The organism is Nocardiopsis baichengensis YIM 90130 (assembly GCF_000341205.1).
GTDB lineage: Bacteria > Actinomycetota > Actinomycetes > Streptosporangiales > Streptosporangiaceae > Nocardiopsis_A > Nocardiopsis_A halophila.
In genome coordinates this window covers 1-16,708 of the sequence record NZ_ANAS01000007.1, presented here as the reverse complement: position 1 = coordinate 16,708, position 16,708 = coordinate 1, and the positions used below count along the sequence as shown (strand labels likewise).

At 74.1% G+C, this 16,708-nt stretch carries 18 protein-coding genes and 1 tRNA gene; 12 read left to right on the top strand and 7 right to left on the bottom strand.

Annotated elements, in window-relative coordinates; genetic code table 11:
• The first annotated feature begins 264 nt into the window (after positions 1 to 264).
• From C892_RS0107730 to C892_RS0107720, 3 genes are all read left to right on the top strand, one after another.
• A complete protein-coding gene (locus C892_RS0107730) occupies positions 265 to 1,239 on the top strand; it encodes an ATP-binding cassette domain-containing protein (RefSeq protein ID WP_017556746.1) in 975 nt (324 codons plus the stop codon).
• Positions 1,239 to 2,078, top strand: a complete 840-nt coding sequence (locus C892_RS0107725; RefSeq protein ID WP_017556745.1) for an ABC transporter permease — start codon at positions 1,239 to 1,241, stop codon at positions 2,076 to 2,078. Before C892_RS0107730 ends, C892_RS0107725 begins: the two co-directional genes overlap by 1 nt.
• 75 nt (positions 2,079 to 2,153) lie before the next feature.
• A complete protein-coding gene (locus C892_RS0107720; protein ID WP_017556744.1) occupies positions 2,154 to 2,570 on the top strand; it encodes a TIGR03668 family PPOX class F420-dependent oxidoreductase in 417 nt (138 codons plus the stop codon).
• A 56-nt stretch (positions 2,571 to 2,626) separates the two neighbouring features.
• Here the strand turns inward: C892_RS0107720 and C892_RS0107715 are convergent, their stop codons facing one another.
• Complete coding sequence (locus C892_RS0107715; RefSeq protein ID WP_026124210.1) at positions 2,627 to 2,896, bottom strand: GntR family transcriptional regulator; 270 nt, start codon at positions 2,894 to 2,896, stop codon at positions 2,627 to 2,629.
• 206 nt (positions 2,897 to 3,102) lie between these two features.
• Here C892_RS0107715 and C892_RS0107710 point away from each other — a divergent pair, with 206 nt between their 5' ends.
• Both C892_RS0107710 and C892_RS0107705 read left to right on the top strand, forming a co-directional pair.
• Positions 3,103 to 3,483 (top strand): hypothetical protein, encoded by a 381-nt coding sequence (locus C892_RS0107710; RefSeq protein WP_017556742.1) that lies wholly within the window; start codon positions 3,103 to 3,105, stop codon positions 3,481 to 3,483.
• A gap of 244 nt (positions 3,484 to 3,727) precedes the next feature.
• Positions 3,728 to 4,492, top strand: coding sequence for a VOC family protein (locus tag C892_RS0107705; protein ID WP_017556741.1), 765 nt, complete (start codon positions 3,728 to 3,730; stop codon positions 4,490 to 4,492).
• Positions 4,493 to 4,552: 60 nt separating this feature from the next.
• Here the strand turns inward: C892_RS0107705 and C892_RS0107700 are convergent, their stop codons facing one another.
• Together C892_RS0107700 and C892_RS0107690 are read right to left on the bottom strand one after the other, a co-directional pair.
• Positions 4,553 to 4,909, bottom strand: coding sequence for a DUF1801 domain-containing protein (locus C892_RS0107700; RefSeq protein ID WP_017556740.1), 357 nt, complete (start codon positions 4,907 to 4,909; stop codon positions 4,553 to 4,555).
• A gap of 700 nt (positions 4,910 to 5,609) precedes the next feature.
• Entirely contained in the window at positions 5,610 to 6,107 is a 498-nt protein-coding gene (locus tag C892_RS0107690) for an OsmC family protein (RefSeq protein WP_193374752.1), read from the bottom strand.
• A gap of 106 nt (positions 6,108 to 6,213) precedes the next feature.
• Between C892_RS0107690 and aroA the strand changes: the two genes are divergently transcribed.
• Complete coding sequence (gene aroA / locus C892_RS0107685; protein WP_040685331.1) at positions 6,214 to 7,488, top strand: 3-phosphoshikimate 1-carboxyvinyltransferase; 1,275 nt, start codon at positions 6,214 to 6,216, stop codon at positions 7,486 to 7,488.
• On the top strand, positions 7,485 to 8,474 hold the full coding sequence (rsgA, locus tag C892_RS0107680; RefSeq protein WP_017556737.1) for a ribosome small subunit-dependent GTPase A: 990 nt from the start codon (positions 7,485 to 7,487) through the stop codon (positions 8,472 to 8,474). Before aroA ends, rsgA begins: the two co-directional genes overlap by 4 nt.
• A 137-nt stretch (positions 8,475 to 8,611) precedes the next feature.
• Here rsgA and C892_RS0107675 read toward each other — a convergent pair whose 3' ends face one another.
• The 3 genes from C892_RS0107675 to C892_RS0107665 all read right to left on the bottom strand — a co-directional run bounded on the left by C892_RS0107675 (position 8,612) and on the right by C892_RS0107665 (position 10,742).
• On the bottom strand, positions 8,612 to 9,160 hold the full coding sequence (locus tag C892_RS0107675) for a DUF2087 domain-containing protein (protein WP_394296667.1): 549 nt from the start codon (positions 9,158 to 9,160) through the stop codon (positions 8,612 to 8,614).
• Positions 9,161 to 9,225: 65 nt separating this feature from the next.
• The gene (locus tag C892_RS0107670) at positions 9,226 to 9,966 is read right to left on the bottom strand and encodes an HAD family hydrolase (protein ID WP_026124209.1); all 741 of its coding nucleotides are present in this window, start codon (positions 9,964 to 9,966) and stop codon (positions 9,226 to 9,228) included.
• A 164-nt stretch (positions 9,967 to 10,130) separates the two neighbouring features.
• The gene (locus C892_RS0107665) at positions 10,131 to 10,742 is read right to left on the bottom strand and encodes a TetR/AcrR family transcriptional regulator (RefSeq protein ID WP_017556734.1); all 612 of its coding nucleotides are present in this window, start codon (positions 10,740 to 10,742) and stop codon (positions 10,131 to 10,133) included.
• A 157-nt stretch (positions 10,743 to 10,899) separates the two neighbouring features.
• Between C892_RS0107665 and hisN the strand changes: the two genes are divergently transcribed.
• The 5 genes from hisN to C892_RS0107640 all read left to right on the top strand — a co-directional run bounded on the left by hisN (position 10,900) and on the right by C892_RS0107640 (position 16,257).
• Positions 10,900 to 11,706, top strand: coding sequence for a histidinol-phosphatase (gene hisN, locus C892_RS0107660; protein ID WP_017539893.1), 807 nt, complete (start codon positions 10,900 to 10,902; stop codon positions 11,704 to 11,706).
• 248 nt (positions 11,707 to 11,954) lie between these two features.
• Positions 11,955 to 12,533, top strand: a complete 579-nt coding sequence (locus C892_RS0107655) for a hypothetical protein (protein WP_083934337.1) — start codon at positions 11,955 to 11,957, stop codon at positions 12,531 to 12,533.
• Positions 12,534 to 13,176: 643 nt separating this feature from the next.
• Positions 13,177 to 14,406, top strand: coding sequence for an ABC transporter permease (locus tag C892_RS0107650; protein ID WP_017556732.1), 1,230 nt, complete (start codon positions 13,177 to 13,179; stop codon positions 14,404 to 14,406).
• 94 nt (positions 14,407 to 14,500) lie between these two features.
• The gene (locus tag C892_RS0107645; protein WP_017556731.1) at positions 14,501 to 15,568 is read left to right on the top strand and encodes an efflux RND transporter periplasmic adaptor subunit; all 1,068 of its coding nucleotides are present in this window, start codon (positions 14,501 to 14,503) and stop codon (positions 15,566 to 15,568) included.
• Entirely contained in the window at positions 15,568 to 16,257 is a 690-nt protein-coding gene (locus tag C892_RS0107640) for an ABC transporter ATP-binding protein (protein WP_017556730.1), read from the top strand. Before C892_RS0107645 ends, C892_RS0107640 begins: the two co-directional genes overlap by 1 nt.
• 76 nt (positions 16,258 to 16,333) lie before the next feature.
• Here C892_RS0107640 and C892_RS0107635 read toward each other — a convergent pair.
• Positions 16,334 to 16,410 (bottom strand) — tRNA-Met (locus C892_RS0107635).
• Positions 16,411 to 16,708: the final 298 nt, after the last annotated feature.

Sequence of the window (16,708 nt, the reverse complement as noted above, 5' to 3'; positions counted from 1 at the left end):
TCAGCGGATTCCCCGGTTCCCGTGGCCATTCCCACCTGCCGGAAGTCCGCCATGGAAACTTCCACGAAGACACGTTCGCGTTTCCGCATTTCCGCAGGTCAGAGCGAACGTGAGACGTGTGTTCGCGTTTGCCTTCCGCCCTTTCCCGGGTCAGAATCAAGACCCTTCCGAGCCGAGCACCCCCGAACGGGGGCCCATCGCCGTGCCGAGAAGCGGGCACGGGCCTGCTCCCATCCGAACCGAGCCACCCCTTGAGGAGGGGCCATGATCCATGCCCGAAAACTGACGAGGACCTTCGCGCAGAAGCGCGGAAGGCCGGGGGTCGAGGCCGTCCGCGGCCTCGACCTGGACGTGGAGGCCGGAACGCTGCTGGCCTTCCTCGGGCCGAACGGCGCGGGCAAGTCCACCACGCTGCGCATGCTCACCACCCTGCTCCCGCCGACGTCGGGGACGGCGACCGTCGCCGGATGCGACATCGCGGACGACCCGGCGGGTGTGCGCCGGCGCATCGGCTACGTGAGCCAGAAGAACGCCGCCTCCGACCACCACCGGGTCCGCGACGAACTGGTGGCGCAGGGCAAGGCGTACGGAATGACCCGGGCACGGGCCAAGGAGCGCGCCGACGAGCTGCTGGACCGCCTGGAGCTCCGGGAGTTCGCGGACCGCACCCCCACGACGCTCTCCGGCGGGCAGCGGCGGCGGGTGGACGTCGCGCTGGGGCTGGTGCACGAGCCCGAGCTGCTGTTCCTGGACGAGCCCTCCACCGGGCTGGACCCGCACAGCCGGGCCGAGGTCTGGGGGTTCGTCCTGCGCCTGCGCGAGGAGAGCGGGATGACGCTCTTCCTGACCACGCACTACCTGGAGGAGGCCGACAGCATGGCCGAGCGGGTGGTGATCGTCGACCGGGGCCGGACCATCGCCGACGGCACCGCCGACGGCCTCAAGGCGGACATGGCCGGCGACCGGATCGAACTGACGCTGCGGGAGGCGGCCGACGCCGCCCGCGCGGCCGAGATCGCCGCCCGGTTCGCCGGCTCCGCCGCCCCCTCCCCCTCCGGCCCCGCCGGCACCGGTCTGGCCGTCACGGTCCCGAACGCGGACGCGGCGATGCCGGAACTGCTCGGCGCCCTGGACGTGGCGGGGGTGAAGATCGCCGCCGCGCGAGGGGTGCGGCCGACGCTGGACGACGTGTTCCTGGCCCTGACCGGCCGGAGCCTGAACGAAGAGGAGACCGCCTGATGGCCGCACCGTCCCTGTCCGCCACGACCGCCGCCGGCTCCGGGCCCGCCCGCCCTGCCGCCGCCTCCTTCGTCCGGGACGTGGCGACCGTCTACACCCGGGAGGTCACGCCGTCGGTGCGGGACCCGCTCGGGATGCTGTTCACGATGGGGCAGCCGCTGCTGCTGCTCTTCTTCTTCGGCCCGCTGCTGGGAGGCGTCGGCGCGGGAGGAGGCTCGGCCGAGGGCGCGGCCGGGGGCTCGTGGCAGTGGTTCGTCCCCGGGGTGCTGGTGATGCTGTGCCTGTTCGGGCCGATGATGGCCGGCTACAACCTGCTCGTGGAACTGCTGGGCGGCGCGATGGAGCGCATGCTGGTGAGCCCGCTGAACCGCACGGCGATGCTGATCGGAAGGGCGCTCAAGGAGTTCTCGGTGCTGCTGGTGCAGGCGGTGCTGATCGTCCTGCTGGCGATCCCGCTGGGCTTCGAGCTGTACCCGCTGGGCGTGCTGGCGGGACTGCTGCTGCTCGCGGTGTTCGGGGTGGGGCTGGGGGCGCTGTCGTTCCTGCTGGCGATGGTGTCGGCCCCGAGCGGTGAGCTGTTCTACGGGGTGACGCAGCTGGCGGTGTTCCCGCTGATGCTGCTGTCGGGGGTGCTGCTGCCGATGGACTTCGGCCCGCAGTGGCTCCAGACGGTGGCCGCGGTCAACCCGGTCACCCACATCGCCGAAGCGATGCGGACCCTGTTCGCGGGGTCGTTCACCGACCCGGCGATCGCCTGGGGCGCCCTGTCGGCGGCCGCCGTCGCGGCACTGGGCCTGACCTTCGGCACCCGCGCCATGCGACGAGGCGTCGGGGTCTGACCGGCTCACCCCTGAACGCGGCCCCGGACACGCTCCTCCTGGAACCGGGGCCGCTCCCCGTGCGATGGTCGGCGGGTGCGATGGACATCCGAACGGGCCCGCACGGCGTTCATCGAGAGCCGGGTGGCGCGGCTGGCCACGGTCTCGGCCGACGGACAGCCGCACTGCGTCCCCGTGACGTTCGCGGTCGAGGGGGACACCGCGGCGATCGCGATCGACCACAAGCCCAAGTCGACGATGCGTTTGAAGCGCCTGGCCAACATCGAACAGAACCCCAAGGTCTGCTTGCTGGCCGACGAGTACTCGGACGAGTGGAGCCGGCTCTGGTGGGCGAGGGCGGACGGGACGGCGAATGTCGTCCACGAGGGCGAACCGAGGGACCGCGCTCTGGCACAGCTGCTCGACCGCTACCGCGAGTACCGGGCCGCCCCTCCGACCGGCCCCGTGATCCTGATCGAGGTCTTCCGCTGGTCCGGCTGGAGCGCGACGTGAGTCCGCAATGAGGGCGCCTTCACCGCCGCACTCTGCCCGTGGCCGTCCGCTGACGGTCAGTCGTCATGCCCGGCGCTCGTCTCCGCGACGAACCTGCCCTTGCCCCTCACCGTCACGGTGAGCCCTTGGTCGCTCAAGAGCTTCACCGCCGCCCTCACCGTCGGCCGGGAGACGGAGAACTCCTCGCACAGCGCTGCCTCCGAGGGGATCCTGCGCCGGGGTTCGTAGGTCCGATCGGCGATGCGGACCGCCACGACGGCCGCGATCTGTTCGTACAGCGGCTCCCGCCCCCTCGAGATCGATCTCCATGGGACGACGTTATTCACCCCCGGACGGCCATTAACGGGATATGACGTCAGACGACAGGTACCGACAAGTGGGCGAGGTTGAGGGACGCCCCCCCCGGGCCGGCGGCAGAGCCCGGGAGACGTCGCACCCGACGGTTCTCCACAGCCCCGCACGAGGGCGCCCCCTCCTTCAGCATCACGGCTAACCTGTGACCACCTGCTTCCCTCCGGAAGGGGAAACCCCGATGCCCAGCCTCGAACAGCGGCTCACCAACCTCGAAGCCGCTTTCATCGAACGCTCCGTGGACAAGCGGAGCATTCAGGCACAGCAGCTCAACACCGACCACCGGATCAACTCCCTCGCGGACGCCTTCATGGAGCACCGCCGCGAGACCCGCGAGGGGTTCCGCCAGATCGGCCTCCGGTTCGACGCGGTCGAAGGCCGCCTCGACAGCCTCGAATCCGGACAGGCCGAACTCCAGAGTGAGGTGCACACTCTGAAGGGCGACGTGGCCACCCTCAAGACCGACGTGAGCGCTCTGAAGGACGACGTCAGCACCCTCAAGACCGGGATGTCCCATCTACAGGACCTGGTCACGCGTATCGCCGGCAAGCTCGACGCCTGACCGCGCACCGACGGCCCCGCCCACCCCCGGGCGGGGCCGTTCACGTGTCCGCGCACTAAGGGTCCGTATTGCAAACTCCCACGGGCGACGAAGAGGCACTGGGAGCAGCTGGACCGGCTGCGGGAGCGGGCCGAGGAGGGGTTCTGACCCCGGCGGACTGCTCCCGGCGCGCCTCCCGGGGGAATGTCGCCCCCGCGGCCTAGCATCCGGGCACGAGTCCACCGCTGACGGAGGAGAACCTGCCATGACGACGGAACCCATGGTCAACGGGCCGTGCTGGGTCGAGCTGGGAGCGCAGGACACCGCTCGGGAAGGGGACTTCTACGCGCAGGTGTTCGGGTGGGACCTGGCCACCGACCCCCGCCCCGAGGCCGGCGGGTACACGATCGCCTCGCTCCGCGGGCGCCGCGTCGCCGCCGTCACCCCGCTGTACGGGGAAGACCAGCCGGTCGCCTGGAACGTCTCCTTCCGGGTGGCCGACGTCGACGCGAGCCTGGAGACCGTCCGGGACGCCGGCGGGTCGGTCCTGTTCGGCCCCCTCGACGTCTTCGACGAGGGCCGCTTCGCCGTCGCCGTGGACCCCACCGGCGCCGCCTTCCAGCTCTGGCAGCCCAGGGACTTCACCGGGGCCGAGGCCATGGGCGATCCCGGCACGCTCTGCTGGGTCGACCTGCACACCCGCGACGTCGACGCCGCCTCCGCCTTCTACTCCCGCCTCTTCGGCTGGGACCTCGCCGAGGGCTCGGGCTACCGGGTCCTCAGCCTGGACGGCACCGGGTTCGGCGGCGTCTTCGACCAAGGAGGCGACGAGGGCTACCCGCAGGACATCCCTCCCCACTGGATCCCCTACTTCGCCACCACGGACGTGGAGGGGGCCGTCGCCGCCGCGAACAAGGCGGGCGGCACGACCGTCATGGGCCCGATGGTCCTCGGGGGGTTCACCATCGCCGCCATCGTCGACCCCGAAGGGGCCGGCTTCCAGCTCCTCGAAGTGCCGGACGGTTCCTGAGCGAGGCGGGCGGCGGCCGGGGCACCGAGAGAACGCCGAGTGCACGGGCGCGCCCGCCGGTCACCGTCGAGCGCCGCGCAGCTCCTCGTGACGCGCGATGAAGTCGTCGACCGGCCAGCGGGCGACGACGTCCAGCGGCACGCCGTCCAGCCCCGTGAAGCGCACGCACGCCTTGCCCATGTCCAGGCGCTTGCCCGTCGCCGGCCGCTTCTCGCGGAACTCCTCCTGCTCGAGCCCGTAGACCCCCATCAGGTACAGCGCGTTGCGGTTCTTCTGGGCGGCCAGTCCCGCGTAGCCCAGCGGACGGCCGTTGTAGGTCTTCGGGTAGCGCTCCAAGGGGACGTGGTAGCCGATCATCCCGAAGTCCATGCCCTCCTCGTACCCCTCGGGCAGGTTGTCGAGGACGGTGCGCCGCACTTCGGTCGTGTCCGCTGGAGTGGTGGAACCTTCGGCCTCGCCCGTGTGAGCGGTGCGGCCGCTGCGGCGTGATCGGCGGCCCCGCCCCGGCTGCGCGCCCCCTTCCTTGTCGTTGATCTCGGGGAAGTCGGCGTAATACTCGCCGGTATTACCCCGACTTCCCCGAGATCAACGGGGGTGTCGGTGCGGGTGGCGGGCAGTGCTCCCGGGGGCGGCCGGGGCCCGGCGCCCGGCCGAAGGGACGCGCGGACGCCGGGGCCCGGTGGCGTGGCGGCCGGGTCGGCCGGGTCGGCCGGGTCGGCCGACCCGGACACCGCGCCAGGGGAGGTTGGTCCACTGGTGGGAGGAGATGTTGTTGTTGAGCGCCTGCCCGGAGCCCGCGCCCGTGTTGGCGTCGAAGTCCCACTTGTTCAGGTTGTTCAGGACGACGCCGTTGTAGACGCCCCGGCGCGCGCCGGAGTGGTTGAGGCCCCAGTAGACCCAGACGTCGTCGTAGCTGCCCGGGTAGCCGTTGTTCCACAGCGACGAGACGCGGTTGCGGCAGTCGCCCCAGTTCTTGGCGTTGCCCGCCCACGCGTCGCACCAGCCGGTCCGGTTGTAGCCGGTGTAGACGTGCAGCTTGCCGTCGGCCTACGCCTCGGCCTGGGCCGGCGCGGCCTGGGGCACCGCCTCCTCCGTCCGAAGCGGCGGGGCGCGCCGCCTACCCCTCCTGCACCCGGATCTCCGGCTCGTTGCGGACCGGGAAGTTCACCGACCTGGCGATGAAGCACGCCCGGTGCGCCTTGTCGTGCAGCTCCCGCGCCCGCTCCACCATCGCCGCGTCGGCCACCGTCACCACCGGGTGCAGCACGACCTCGGTGAACTCGCCGCTGGAGTCCGCGTGGGTGACCATGGTCCCCGTCGCCCGGTCCTCATAGGCCACCACGTTCACACCGGCGCCCACCGCCAGGGCGAAGTAGGAGAGCATGTGGCACTCGCTCAGCGCCGCCACCAGCATGTCCTCCGGGTTCCAGCGCTCGGGGTCGCCCCGGAACGCCTTGTCGGCCGACCCCTTGAGCAGCGGCCGCCCCTCGGCCTCGACGTCGTGGTCGCGCCCGAAGGCCCGGTACGAGGCCGTGCCCTCGCCCCGGTTGCCCGTCCACCGGACGCGCACCTCGTAGCCGTGCTCCTTGTCCCTGTGACGCGCTCCTGCCGCCATCACCGGCCTCCCGTCGCCGTGACCGTGTCCCCCGGGCGGCCAGCTTCGCACGCCGCGACCTGACGAACCCGGCAGGCCCCCCGCACCCGGCGGCTAGGCTGGTGTCATGCCTGCATCCGCACCGCACTGGCCCGCGCCCACCGCCGAACGCCCCGTGGACGCCGAGGTCGCGCTGCCCGGGTCCAAGTCCATGACCAACCGCGCCCTGGTCCTGGCCGCGCTCTCCGACACGCCCGCCACCGTGCGCCGCCCCCTGCGCAGCCGGGACACCGAGCTGATGGCGGACGCCCTGCGCTCCCTCGGCGCCCGGGTGCGCGAGGACGGCGACGACTGGGCCCTCACCCCGGCCACGCTGCGCGGCCCGGTGCGCCTCGACGTGGGCAACGCCGGCACCGTGATGCGGTTCGTCCCCCCGCTGGCCGCGCTCGCCGACGGCGACGTGCACTTCGACGGCGACCCGCGGGCGCGCGAGCGGCCGGTGGGCCCGCTGCTGCAGGCCCTGCGCGCGCTGGGCGCCGACATCGACGACGGCGGCCGCGGCGCGCTGCCGATGACCGTGCGCGGCACCGGCGCGCTGCGCGGCGGCCGCGTGGAGCTGGACGCCTCCGGCTCCTCCCAGTTCATCTCCGCCCTTCTGCTCAGCGGCGCCCGGTTCAAGGAGGGTGTGCAGGTGCGCCACTCCGGGCCGCCCGTGCCCTCCCAGCCCCACCTGGACATGACGGTGGAGATGCTGCGCGAGGCCGGCGTCCCGGTCGACACCTCCGAGCCCGACGTGTGGACGGTCGCCCCCGGCACGATCAGCACCACCGCCGTCACCGTCGAGCCCGACCTGTCCAACGCCGCCCCGTTCCTGGCCGCGGCCCTGGTCACCGGCGGGCGCGTCACCGTGCGGGACTGGCCCCGCAGCACCACCCAGCCCGGCGACGCGCTGCGCGAGATGTTCACCCGGATGGGCGGCGAGGCGGCCTTCACCGAGGCGGGCCTGGAGTTCCGCGGCACCGGCGCGGTGCACGGCATCACCGCCGACCTGCGCGCCGTCGGCGAGCTCACCCCCACCGTCGCCGCGGTGGCCGCGCTGGCCGACTCCCCCTCACGGCTGACCGGCATCGCCCACCTGCGCCGCCACGAGACCGACCGGATCGCCGCCCTGGTGCGCGAGGTCAACCGCCTGGGCGGGGACGCCGAGGAGCTGCCCGACGGGCTGGTCGTCCGCCCCCGGCCGCTGCACGGCGGGCTGTTCCACAGCTACGAGGACCACCGCATGGCCACCTCAGGCGCCGTCATCGGCCTGGCCGTCCCCGGTGTGGAGGTGGAGGACATCGCCACGACCGGCAAGACCCTGCCCGACTTCCCCGGGCTGTGGGCGGAGGTCCTGGCGTGAGGGGCGGCGGTCGCCACCTGGACGAGGACGACGTCCGTGTTCGCGCGCGCGGGGGCTCGCGCCCCCGCACCCGCAAGCGCCCCAAGCACGAGGACGCCAGTACCGGGATGGTCACCGCCGTGGACCGGGGCCGCTACCGCTGCCTGGTCGAGGGCCGCGAGGTCACCGCGATGAAGGCCCGGGAGCTGGGGCGCGGCAGCATCGTGGTGGGCGACCGGGTGGCGCTGGTGGGCGACCTGACCGGCACCCCCGACACCCTGGCCCGCATCGTGCGGGTGGAGGGCCGCGCCTCGGTGCTGCGCCGCACCGCCGACGACACCGATCCGGTGGAGCGGGTGATCGTCGCCAACGCCGACCGGCTCGTCATCGTGTGCGCGCTCGCCGACCCCGACCCGCAGCCGCGGCTGATCGACCGCTGCCTGGTCGCCGCCTACGACGCCGGCCTCGACCCGGTGCTGTGCCTGACCAAGGCCGACCTGGCCCGCCCGGACACCCTGCTGGAGGAGTACGCCTCGCTGGACCTGCGCCACGTGGTCACCGGCCACGACGGCGACACGGCGGAGCTGGAGGACCTGCTGGCCGACCGGACCAGCGTGCTCGTGGGCTCCTCCGGGGTGGGTAAGTCGACGCTGGTCAACCGGCTGGTTCCGGAGGCCGCGCGGGCGGTGGGGCACGTCAACCCGGTGACCGGCCGGGGGCGGCACACCTCCACGTCGGCCGTGGCGCTGCCCTACCGGGGCGGCTGGATCATCGACACCCCGGGGGTGCGCAGCTTCGGCCTGGCGCACATCGACCCCGACGACGTGGTGGCGGGCTTCCCGGACCTGGAGGAGGCCGTCGCCGAGTGCCCGCCGGGCTGCCCGCACACCGCCGACGCCGAGGGCTGCGCCCTGGACGCGTGGGCGTCCGACGGGAGGCTGGCCCCGACCCGGGTCGCCTCCCTGCGCCGCCTGCTCGCCAGCCGCACGGGCGAAGAGACCGCCTGAGCCGCGCGGGCCCCGGGCACCGACCGGCGGCGGGCCCCTCCTGACTCCCGGTGCCGGACTCCGCCCCCGCCCCCGCCCACGGGGCCGGGAACCGCAGCCCCTCGTGAGAGGGGGTCCCGGGCGGACCGGCGTGCGGCTCACAGGTCCACGGTGCCGCCGCAGCGCCAGTAGCGGGTGCTGTCGCGGTCCAGGAACCCCTCGTCGACCAGGGCCCGGCGCAGTGCGGCGTGGTCGGAGTGGAACGCGCGCAGGACCGCTTTGACCTCGGGCTCGCGGTAGCGCACCCCGGGCTCGAAGGCGCGGGCGACGTGGTCGAGGACGAGCAGCCGCTTGGACCGCTGCACCGGGAGCGCAGTGATGCGCCCCTCACGCAGGAACGAGCGCAGCACCGCGGCCTCCTCCGCCCCGGTCCCCTCCGGGACCGGCTCCTCGGCGCGGGCCGCCGACGCCCGGGACACCGCCTCGCGCAGGGTCTCCGGCCGGGGCCGCCACCGCCCCTCCTCGCGCACGGCGACGCCCCCGCGCTCCAGCCGCTCCAGCGCCTGGAGCGCCTCCTTGCCCGTCATGCCCGTCCGGGCGGCGACCTCCTCGCCGGTGGCCGCCCCCAGCACCAGCGCCGAGAGCGCGCGGAGCCGGTCGGGGGCGCTGAGCAGTCCCAGCAGGCGGAGCGCGTCAGGGTCGGACATGGCCCCCATGCAAGCAGAGGCCGCCCGGGCCGTCACCCGGTTTTCCGGCCGCCCTCCGCCGCCGGTCACACCGGGTCGTCCCCCGCGTCGTAGCCCGCGTCGTCCCCCGAGCGCACGCCCAGCTCGTCGAGCCGGTCCAGCAGGTCGGCCGGGTCGGTGTAGACCCGGTAGGCCCCGGTGCGCTCCAGCTCGTCGCGGCCGTACCCGCCGGAGAGCAGCCCCACCCCGAGCGCCCCGGCGCGGCGGGCCGCCAGCAGGTCCCACACGCTGTCGCCGACGACCATGGTCTGGCGCGGGTCGGCGCCCAGCCGGTCGGCGGCGGCCAGGAACAGGTCCGGGTCGGGCTTGGCGAACCGCACCTGGTCGCGGGTGACCATGAGGGTGTCCTCGGGCAGCCCGAGCAGCTCCAGGGCGTGGCCGGCGGTGCGGCGCTGCCCGCTGGTGGCGATCGCCCAGGGGATGCCCCGGCCGGTCAGGGTGCGCAGCAGCTCCACGGCGCCGGGCAGCGGCACCACCGAGGCCCGCTGCTTGAGGTACTCCTCGGCGTGCGCCCGCTGGATCGCCTCGACCTGCTCGGCGGTGAGCTTGCGCCCGGTCTCGCGCACCAGGGCGTTGACGAACAGCCCGCCGCTCATCCCGATGCGCCGGTGGATCCGCCACACGGCCAGGTCGATACCGGCCTCGGCCAGGGCGTTCCGCCAGGCGATGACGTGCTGGTAGACGCTGTCGATCAGCGTCCCGTCGAGGTCGAAGAGGAGTGCGGGCGCCGCGGCCCGGGCCACCGCCCCGCTCGTCGTTCCACTCACACTGCCAGTCTCACGGCGAAGCGGAGAAAAGGGAATCCGCCGCACCGCCCCGGGCGCCCCGACCACCCCGGGGAGAGGGCGTTCCGCGCCTTCCGGCCTTCCCCGCTCCCGGAGCCGGCCGCGACCGCGCGGGGCCGCCGCCGCGGGATCCCTCAGGGAGCGCTTCAGACGTTCTCGCGCACCGGCCCGGTCAGGGCCCGGGCGACCGCCTCGACCCGGGAGGCCGCCCGCTCGGGGTCGGTCGGCGCCAGGACGTAGGAGACCATCAGCCGGACCGAGACCTCCACCAGCACCTCGCCCCGCTCCCCCAGCCGCGGGTGGTGGCGGCGCAGGTAGGCGTTCATCCGCTCCTGCAGGGCCAGGTGCAGGGGGCGCGAGCGGGTGGTCAGCACCGGAAGCAGCTCCTCCTCACCGGTGATCACCGCCCGCACCAGCGGGTTCTCGGCCGAGGCGCGCAGCGTCCACAGCGCCGCCTCGCGCACCGCCTCGGCCGCGTCCCCCGGGTGGCCGGAGACGATCGCCTCGGTGCGGTCCAGGAAGCGGTCGGCCTCCCGGATGACCACCGCCTGCAGCAGCCCCTCCTTGGTGCCGAACTCGTTGTAGAGCGTCTGCCGGGAGACCCCCGCGCCGGCCGCGATGTCGGCCATCCGCATGCGCGACCAGCCCCCCGCGACCACGGCGGCGTAGGCGGAGTCGAGCAGCCGCTCCCGGACGTCGCCCGGGCGCGGGGCGTCCGCGGGCGAAGGAGCGGCGGCGGAGGATGCTTCGGTGGCCATAGGGCCATGGTGCCATCCCGGCGCCCGCCGCTCAGGGGCCCAGGTCGTGGGCCCGCCGGAGCGCTCCCGCCCGCCCCGGTCGATCCGCGCCACGATCCGGTCACGCGGGGGTGCCGGACTGCCGTGGGGCGCACCGGGGACGGTAGCGTTACCGGCCATGGCGTCCTTTGACGATGATCTGCGTCTGGCCCACGTCCTGGCGGACGCGGCCGACGACATCTCCCTACAGCACTTCCGCTCGCTGGACCTGCGGGTGGAGACCAAGCCGGACCTGACCCCCGTGACCGAGGCCGACCGCGCGGTGGAGGAGACGGTGCGCAGCGTCCTGTCCCGCGCGCGCCCCCGCGACGCCGTGGTGGGCGAGGAGTACGGCAAGACCGGCAACAGCCACCGCGTGTGGGTGATCGACCCCATCGACGGCACCAAGAACTACGTCCGCGGCGTGCCCGTGTGGGCCACCATGATCGCGCTGCTGGAGCACGACCGCCCGGTCGTGGGCCTGGTCTCGGCGCCGGCCCTGTTCCGCCGGTGGTGGGCCACGCCCGGCGGCGGCACCTGGAGCGGACGCAGCCTGACCAAGGCCACCCGCTGCTGGGTGTCGAAGGTCGCCGAGCTGGAGGACGCCTCGCTGTCCTTCTCCGACATGGACGAGTGGGAGCAGCAGGGGCGCCTGGAGGCGTTCCTGGGCCTGACCCGCTCGGTGTGGCGGACCCGCGCCTACGGCGACTTCTGGTCGCACGTGATGGTGGCCGAGGGCGCGGTGGACGTCGCCGCGGAACCGGAGCTGTCGCTGTGGGACGCCGCGCCGCTGCCGGTCCTGCTGGAGGAGGCCGGGGGCCGCGCCACCGACCTGCGCGGCCAGACCTTCACCGACGGGGGCGCCCTGGTGTGCACCAACGGCGCCTTGCACGACCGCGTCCTGACCTGGCTGAACGGAGGCCCCACCCCGGTCCGCCCGGTCTGAGCGCCCGGGGCCGGAGCCTCCCGAGGGAGTGGTGGGCACGTGCGCGGCCGGCGCCGCGGAGGGCGATGAAGGACGCCGCATCGTCCCGGCGGTGGTAGGCGGCGGTCCCGCCGCTCATGGAACCCGGCTCTGGGCCCTTCGGGGCCGGGGCCGGTGCTCTCCGGGCGCGGCTCCGGGAGGCGGTCCCACCGCCCCCTGTTTCCCACTCTCCGAGCACAGTTGACAACGCTCCGTAGTATTCTTCGGTCGTGCCCGCAGACCACCGCGCCACCCGACGACCCCGCCGGTCCCGGTGCCCCCGCCGTTTCCCCCGGCCCGCCGCCGCGGCCGCACTGGTCGCCGTGTGCCTGGCGGCCGCCCCGGCGTGCGGCGGGACCGGCTCCGGCCCCGACACCGCCGAGCTGGAGGCCCGGATCGCCGCCGAGCACGCCGCCCAGGCCTCGGCCTCCCCCGAGCCCGCCCCCTCGCAGATGCGGTTCGCCCCCAAGGCCGCCGCATGCGAGCCACGGGCGGTCACGGCGGTGCCCGGCGAATGGGAGACCTCGGCCCCGCGCCGGAAGGTGTCCGAGGCGCCGGCCGCGATCGGGCTGCGCGACGCCTCCGGCGGTTCCGACCTCACGGTGCGCGCCGAGGTGACGGGGCCGGACGGCCCCGCGGGCACCGCCGAGGCCCGGGCCGACGGCGACGGCTGGGCCGAACTCGAGTTCCCCGGCGACTTCGCCGCCTCCGCCCCGGACACCGGGCCGGGCAAGGGCACCTACACCGTGGTCTGGTCCTCCGCCGACGACGGCGCGTTCATCTCCTGCGACGGGTTCCGGATCACGTAGGGGGCGCCCCGGGCCCTCCAGCGATGGGGCCCGCTGCGAAGGGGCCCACTGCGAAGGGGCCGCGCCGAGCGGTGTGACGCTGTGGTCTCGCACGGAGTCGCAGGACGGGCCCCGGCCCCGAGGCGGCTCCCCCGCGGCTTCCGAACGCCCGACGAGGAACCGTCCGGCGGTACCGCGGGGCCCCTTCGCCCTGCCCGCCCTGCCCGCCCTGCGAGCGGGCGACGGGGATCGGGACCGGCGGTCGGTGGCGGTGGTTCCCGCACCGGCGCCACACGCACGGGCGCCGCCCCCGGAGGACCCGGCGTGATCGCGGACACCCGGCCCCCTGCGACCGGATCCGGCCACCCGGGGCCTGCCTCGACGACGGCGCGGACGGCGGGCACCGCCGCGCCTCCGTCCGCTCATGTCCGGCGTCGGCGCAGTTCGGGTGGGCGCACCTTCCGGCTCCGGGCCGCTCCGCTCCGTCAAGGCGGACATTCCAGAAGTCGCTCACAATCACCCTGGAACCCGACTCCGCGGCTCCCGCCGTGTCCGAAATCCCCCGCATCACGGGGAACCGCCCTTCCCTTCGGCCGCGATGATGTCCTCAGGCCCCATCGGGCCCTCCCCGTCCCCCGACCCCGCCGAGGAAAGGGCCGTCGGCTTGCTGCGCTCCATCACCTCGGGCCTCGTCCTGGCCTTCGCCGGTTCCCGGGCCAACGTCTCGCGGACCATCCTGTCCTGCGCCGGCATCGTCGTCGGTATCGGCGCCTTGATCACCGTGGTCACCGCCGGGCACGTCGGCGAGCGGTACGCGGTGGCCTACTCCGAGGCCAACTGGGGCGTGGCGGCGACCTACGCCGTCTCCCTCCCCTCGGTCGAGGACACCGGGGCGCTCAAGGAGGATCTGCTGCGCGCCGGCGGCCAGGCCGTCTCATTGGACTTCAGGGCCGAGAGCGACATCCGGATGCGCCAGGGCGACCGGGAGATCGCGGAGGTCGGTTTCACCGTCGCCGAACCGGGCCTGGAGGACATCCGCCGGATGAACCTCACCCAGGGCCGCTGGTTCACCGAAGGCGACACCGAATCACTGGCCCCCGTACTGGTGGTCACCGACACGCTGGCCGCCCGACTGGAGTCCTCCGACGGGTTCGAGGGCCTGCAGATCGGCAGCCGCACCTGGCAGGACGTGCGGGTGGTCGGGGTCGTGGAGGCCACGGCGATGGACGGCATGACGGGCGAGGGCGGCACCGCCTACCTGCTCAACGCCCCCGCCTCGCAGGAGATCGCCTTCCCCGAGGGGACCGAGGGCGCCGCCGGCATGGGGGGAGGCTTGGAGTACTCGGTGCGGGTCCCGTCCGAGGGGGCCGACCCGGAGGCCTTCAAGGAGCGCTTGATCGGCTCGGCCTGGCGCTGGGCTCCCGACATCGACCCGAACGCCGTCCACGTCTACCGGATGGACGACGCCGAGCAGATCAGCGAGGTCCTCGGCTACCTGTCGCTGGGCCTGCTGGGGATCGCGGCGATCACGCTCACCACGGGCCTGCTCGGGGTGCTCAACGTGGGCCTGGTGACGGTCCGCGAACGCCGGCGCGAGCTGGCGGTCTACCGCGCGCTGGGCGCCGACCGGCTGTCCATGTTCGTGGTGGTGGTCGCCGAGGCCGTGGTGGTGGCCCTGGTGGCCGGGGTGATCGCGCTGGCGCTGTGCTACGGCGGGGCCGGCGCCGCCCACCTGCTGCTGGCCGACCTCCTGCCGGACGGCGTGGTGGTGACCGTCCCGGTCTCCGGCGTGCTCGTGGGCCTGGGCAGCGCGGCCGGTGTGGGCCTGCTGGCCGGCGTCATCCCCGCCTGGCGGGCGCTGCGCACCTCCGTCGTCGCCGGACTGCGCGACTAGGGCCCGATCCGAGGAACACCCCCGAGGTCCGGACACCGACAGGCGGGCCGAAGGAGCGGCCGGGCGAACGGCCGCGTGAAGAGGAGCGGATCACGTGAGGAAATGGATCATCGCCGCCGCGGCGGCCGTCGTGCTGGTCGGCGGCGCGGGCACGGCCTGGGTCGTGTGGGGCCGCGGCGGGTCCGCCGCCGAACCCGCGGGCCCCGGCGGCGGGCCCGCCCAGGAGTCCTCCGCGGTGCCGGTCGAGGTCGGTGACATCACCGACACCCTGGTGCTGGACGCCGTCGTGCGGGAGGACCCGGCCAAGGAGGTCGTGTCCAAGCGCGGGGGGACCGTGACCCGGGTGTGGGTCGGCGACGGCCAGGAGGTGGACCAGGGCGCCCCCGTCGCGACCGTGCGCGTCCAGGACGGCGCCCCCGCCACGGGCGGGCAGGGCGCCGGAGGGGAGGACGCCGGGGACACGGTCCCGCAGACCCGGGAGGTGAAGCTCACCGCCCCCGTCTCCGGGAAGGTGGCGGACCTGAACGGCCTGGCCGAAGGCGACCCGGTGGACCCCGGGGCCGCCGTCGCCTCGATCAGCGGGGGCCGCTACCGGGCCGTGGCGGAGATCCCGCCCAACGACCTGTACCGCTTCTACGACGACCCCGAGGAGATCACCCTCAAGATCGACAAGGGGCCGCCCGCCGAGCAGTGCGACCTGATGGCGCTCGGCGAGAAGGACGCCTCCTCCGACACCGGGGGCTCCGGTGACTCCGCGGAGGAGGACGGCGGCATGCCCGGGATGGGCGTGCCGGGGGCCGACTCCGGCGGTGGGGACGCCACCGCCCAGCTCACCTGCCGGGTCCCCGACGACATGGAGGTCTTCTCCGGGGTCACCGGCAAGATCTCGGTCACCACCGGCTCGTCCACCGGGGCGCTGCTGGTGCCGGTCACCGCGGTGCGCGGCGGCACCGAGGCCGGACAGGTCACGGTGGTGGGCGACGGCGGCACCGAGGAGGTCCGCGACGTCGAACTCGGCATCACCGACGGCGAGGTGATCGAGGTCACCTCGGGCCTGGAGGAGGGCGAGCAGGTCATGGACCCCGTTCCGCTGGACGGCGACTTCGACGTGCCCGGGGCCGGCGACGACGCGGACGCCGGGGCCGGGACGGAGGGCTACTGATGCGGGGCGCAGAGCCGCTGCTGCGCGTCGGCGGCCTGCACAAGTCCTTCACCGTCGACGGCCGGCACCTGCCGGTGCTCACCGACTGCTCGCTGGAGGTCGGGCGCGGCGAGGTGGTGGCGATCGTGGGCCGCTCCGGCTCCGGAAAGTCCACGCTGCTGAACATGATCGGACTGCTGGACGCCGCCGACGGGGGCGAGCACGTCTTCGACGGCGTCGACGTGACCCGTCTGGGCGAGGGCGGCCGGGCCCGGCTGCGCAACGCCGGAATCGGGTTCGTCTTCCAGACCTTCCACCTGCTGGAGCGGCGGACGGCGCTGGCCAACGTGTGCGTGCCGATGGTGCTCGGCGGGGTGCCGGCGTCCCGGCGCCGCGCGCACGGCCGCCGCCTCCTGGAGTCGGTGGGCCTGCGGGACCGGATCACGTCCCGTCCGCACCAGCTCTCCGGCGGTGAGCAGCAGCGTGTGGCGCTGGCGCGGGCGCTGAGCATGGAACCCGCCATGGTGCTCGCCGACGAGCCCACGGGCGCCCTGGACGGCACCACGAGCGATCAGATCATCGAGCAGCTGCTGGCGCAGGCCCGCACCCGGGGCACGGCGGTCGTCATCGTCACCCACGAGCCTTCGGTGGCCGCGGCCGCCGACCGCAGGATCGCCATCGAGGAGGGGCGCACCCGCCCGGTCGGCTGAGGTCCGGCCCGGGGGCGGGAAAAGGTCCGACACGAAAGGGGCCCGGTACTCGATCGAGTACCGGGCCCCTTCGTTTTGGTAGCGGGGACAGGATTTGAACCTGCGACCTCTGGGTTATGAGCCCAGCGAGCTACCGAACTGCTCCACCCCGCGTCGGTGTGTCTTCACAGTAGCGCGAATCCGAACCGCACACCAAATCGTTTCCCGCGAAGGTGTCCGAGGCCACCCGGACAGGGGGGAGGGCCGCACCGGAGCACGGACCCCGGCACCGGAATTCCGGAGGGCCGCCCCGCCGCCCCCGCTCCGGGCCGCGGCCGACCTGCGGGCCGGGCGCCCCGGCGGGCGCCGGAGGTCCCGCGGCGCGCCGGGCCGGCCGGAAAAAGAAACCGGGACACGAAAGGGGCCCGGTACTCGGACGAGTACCGGGCCCCTTCGTTTTGGTAGCGGGGAC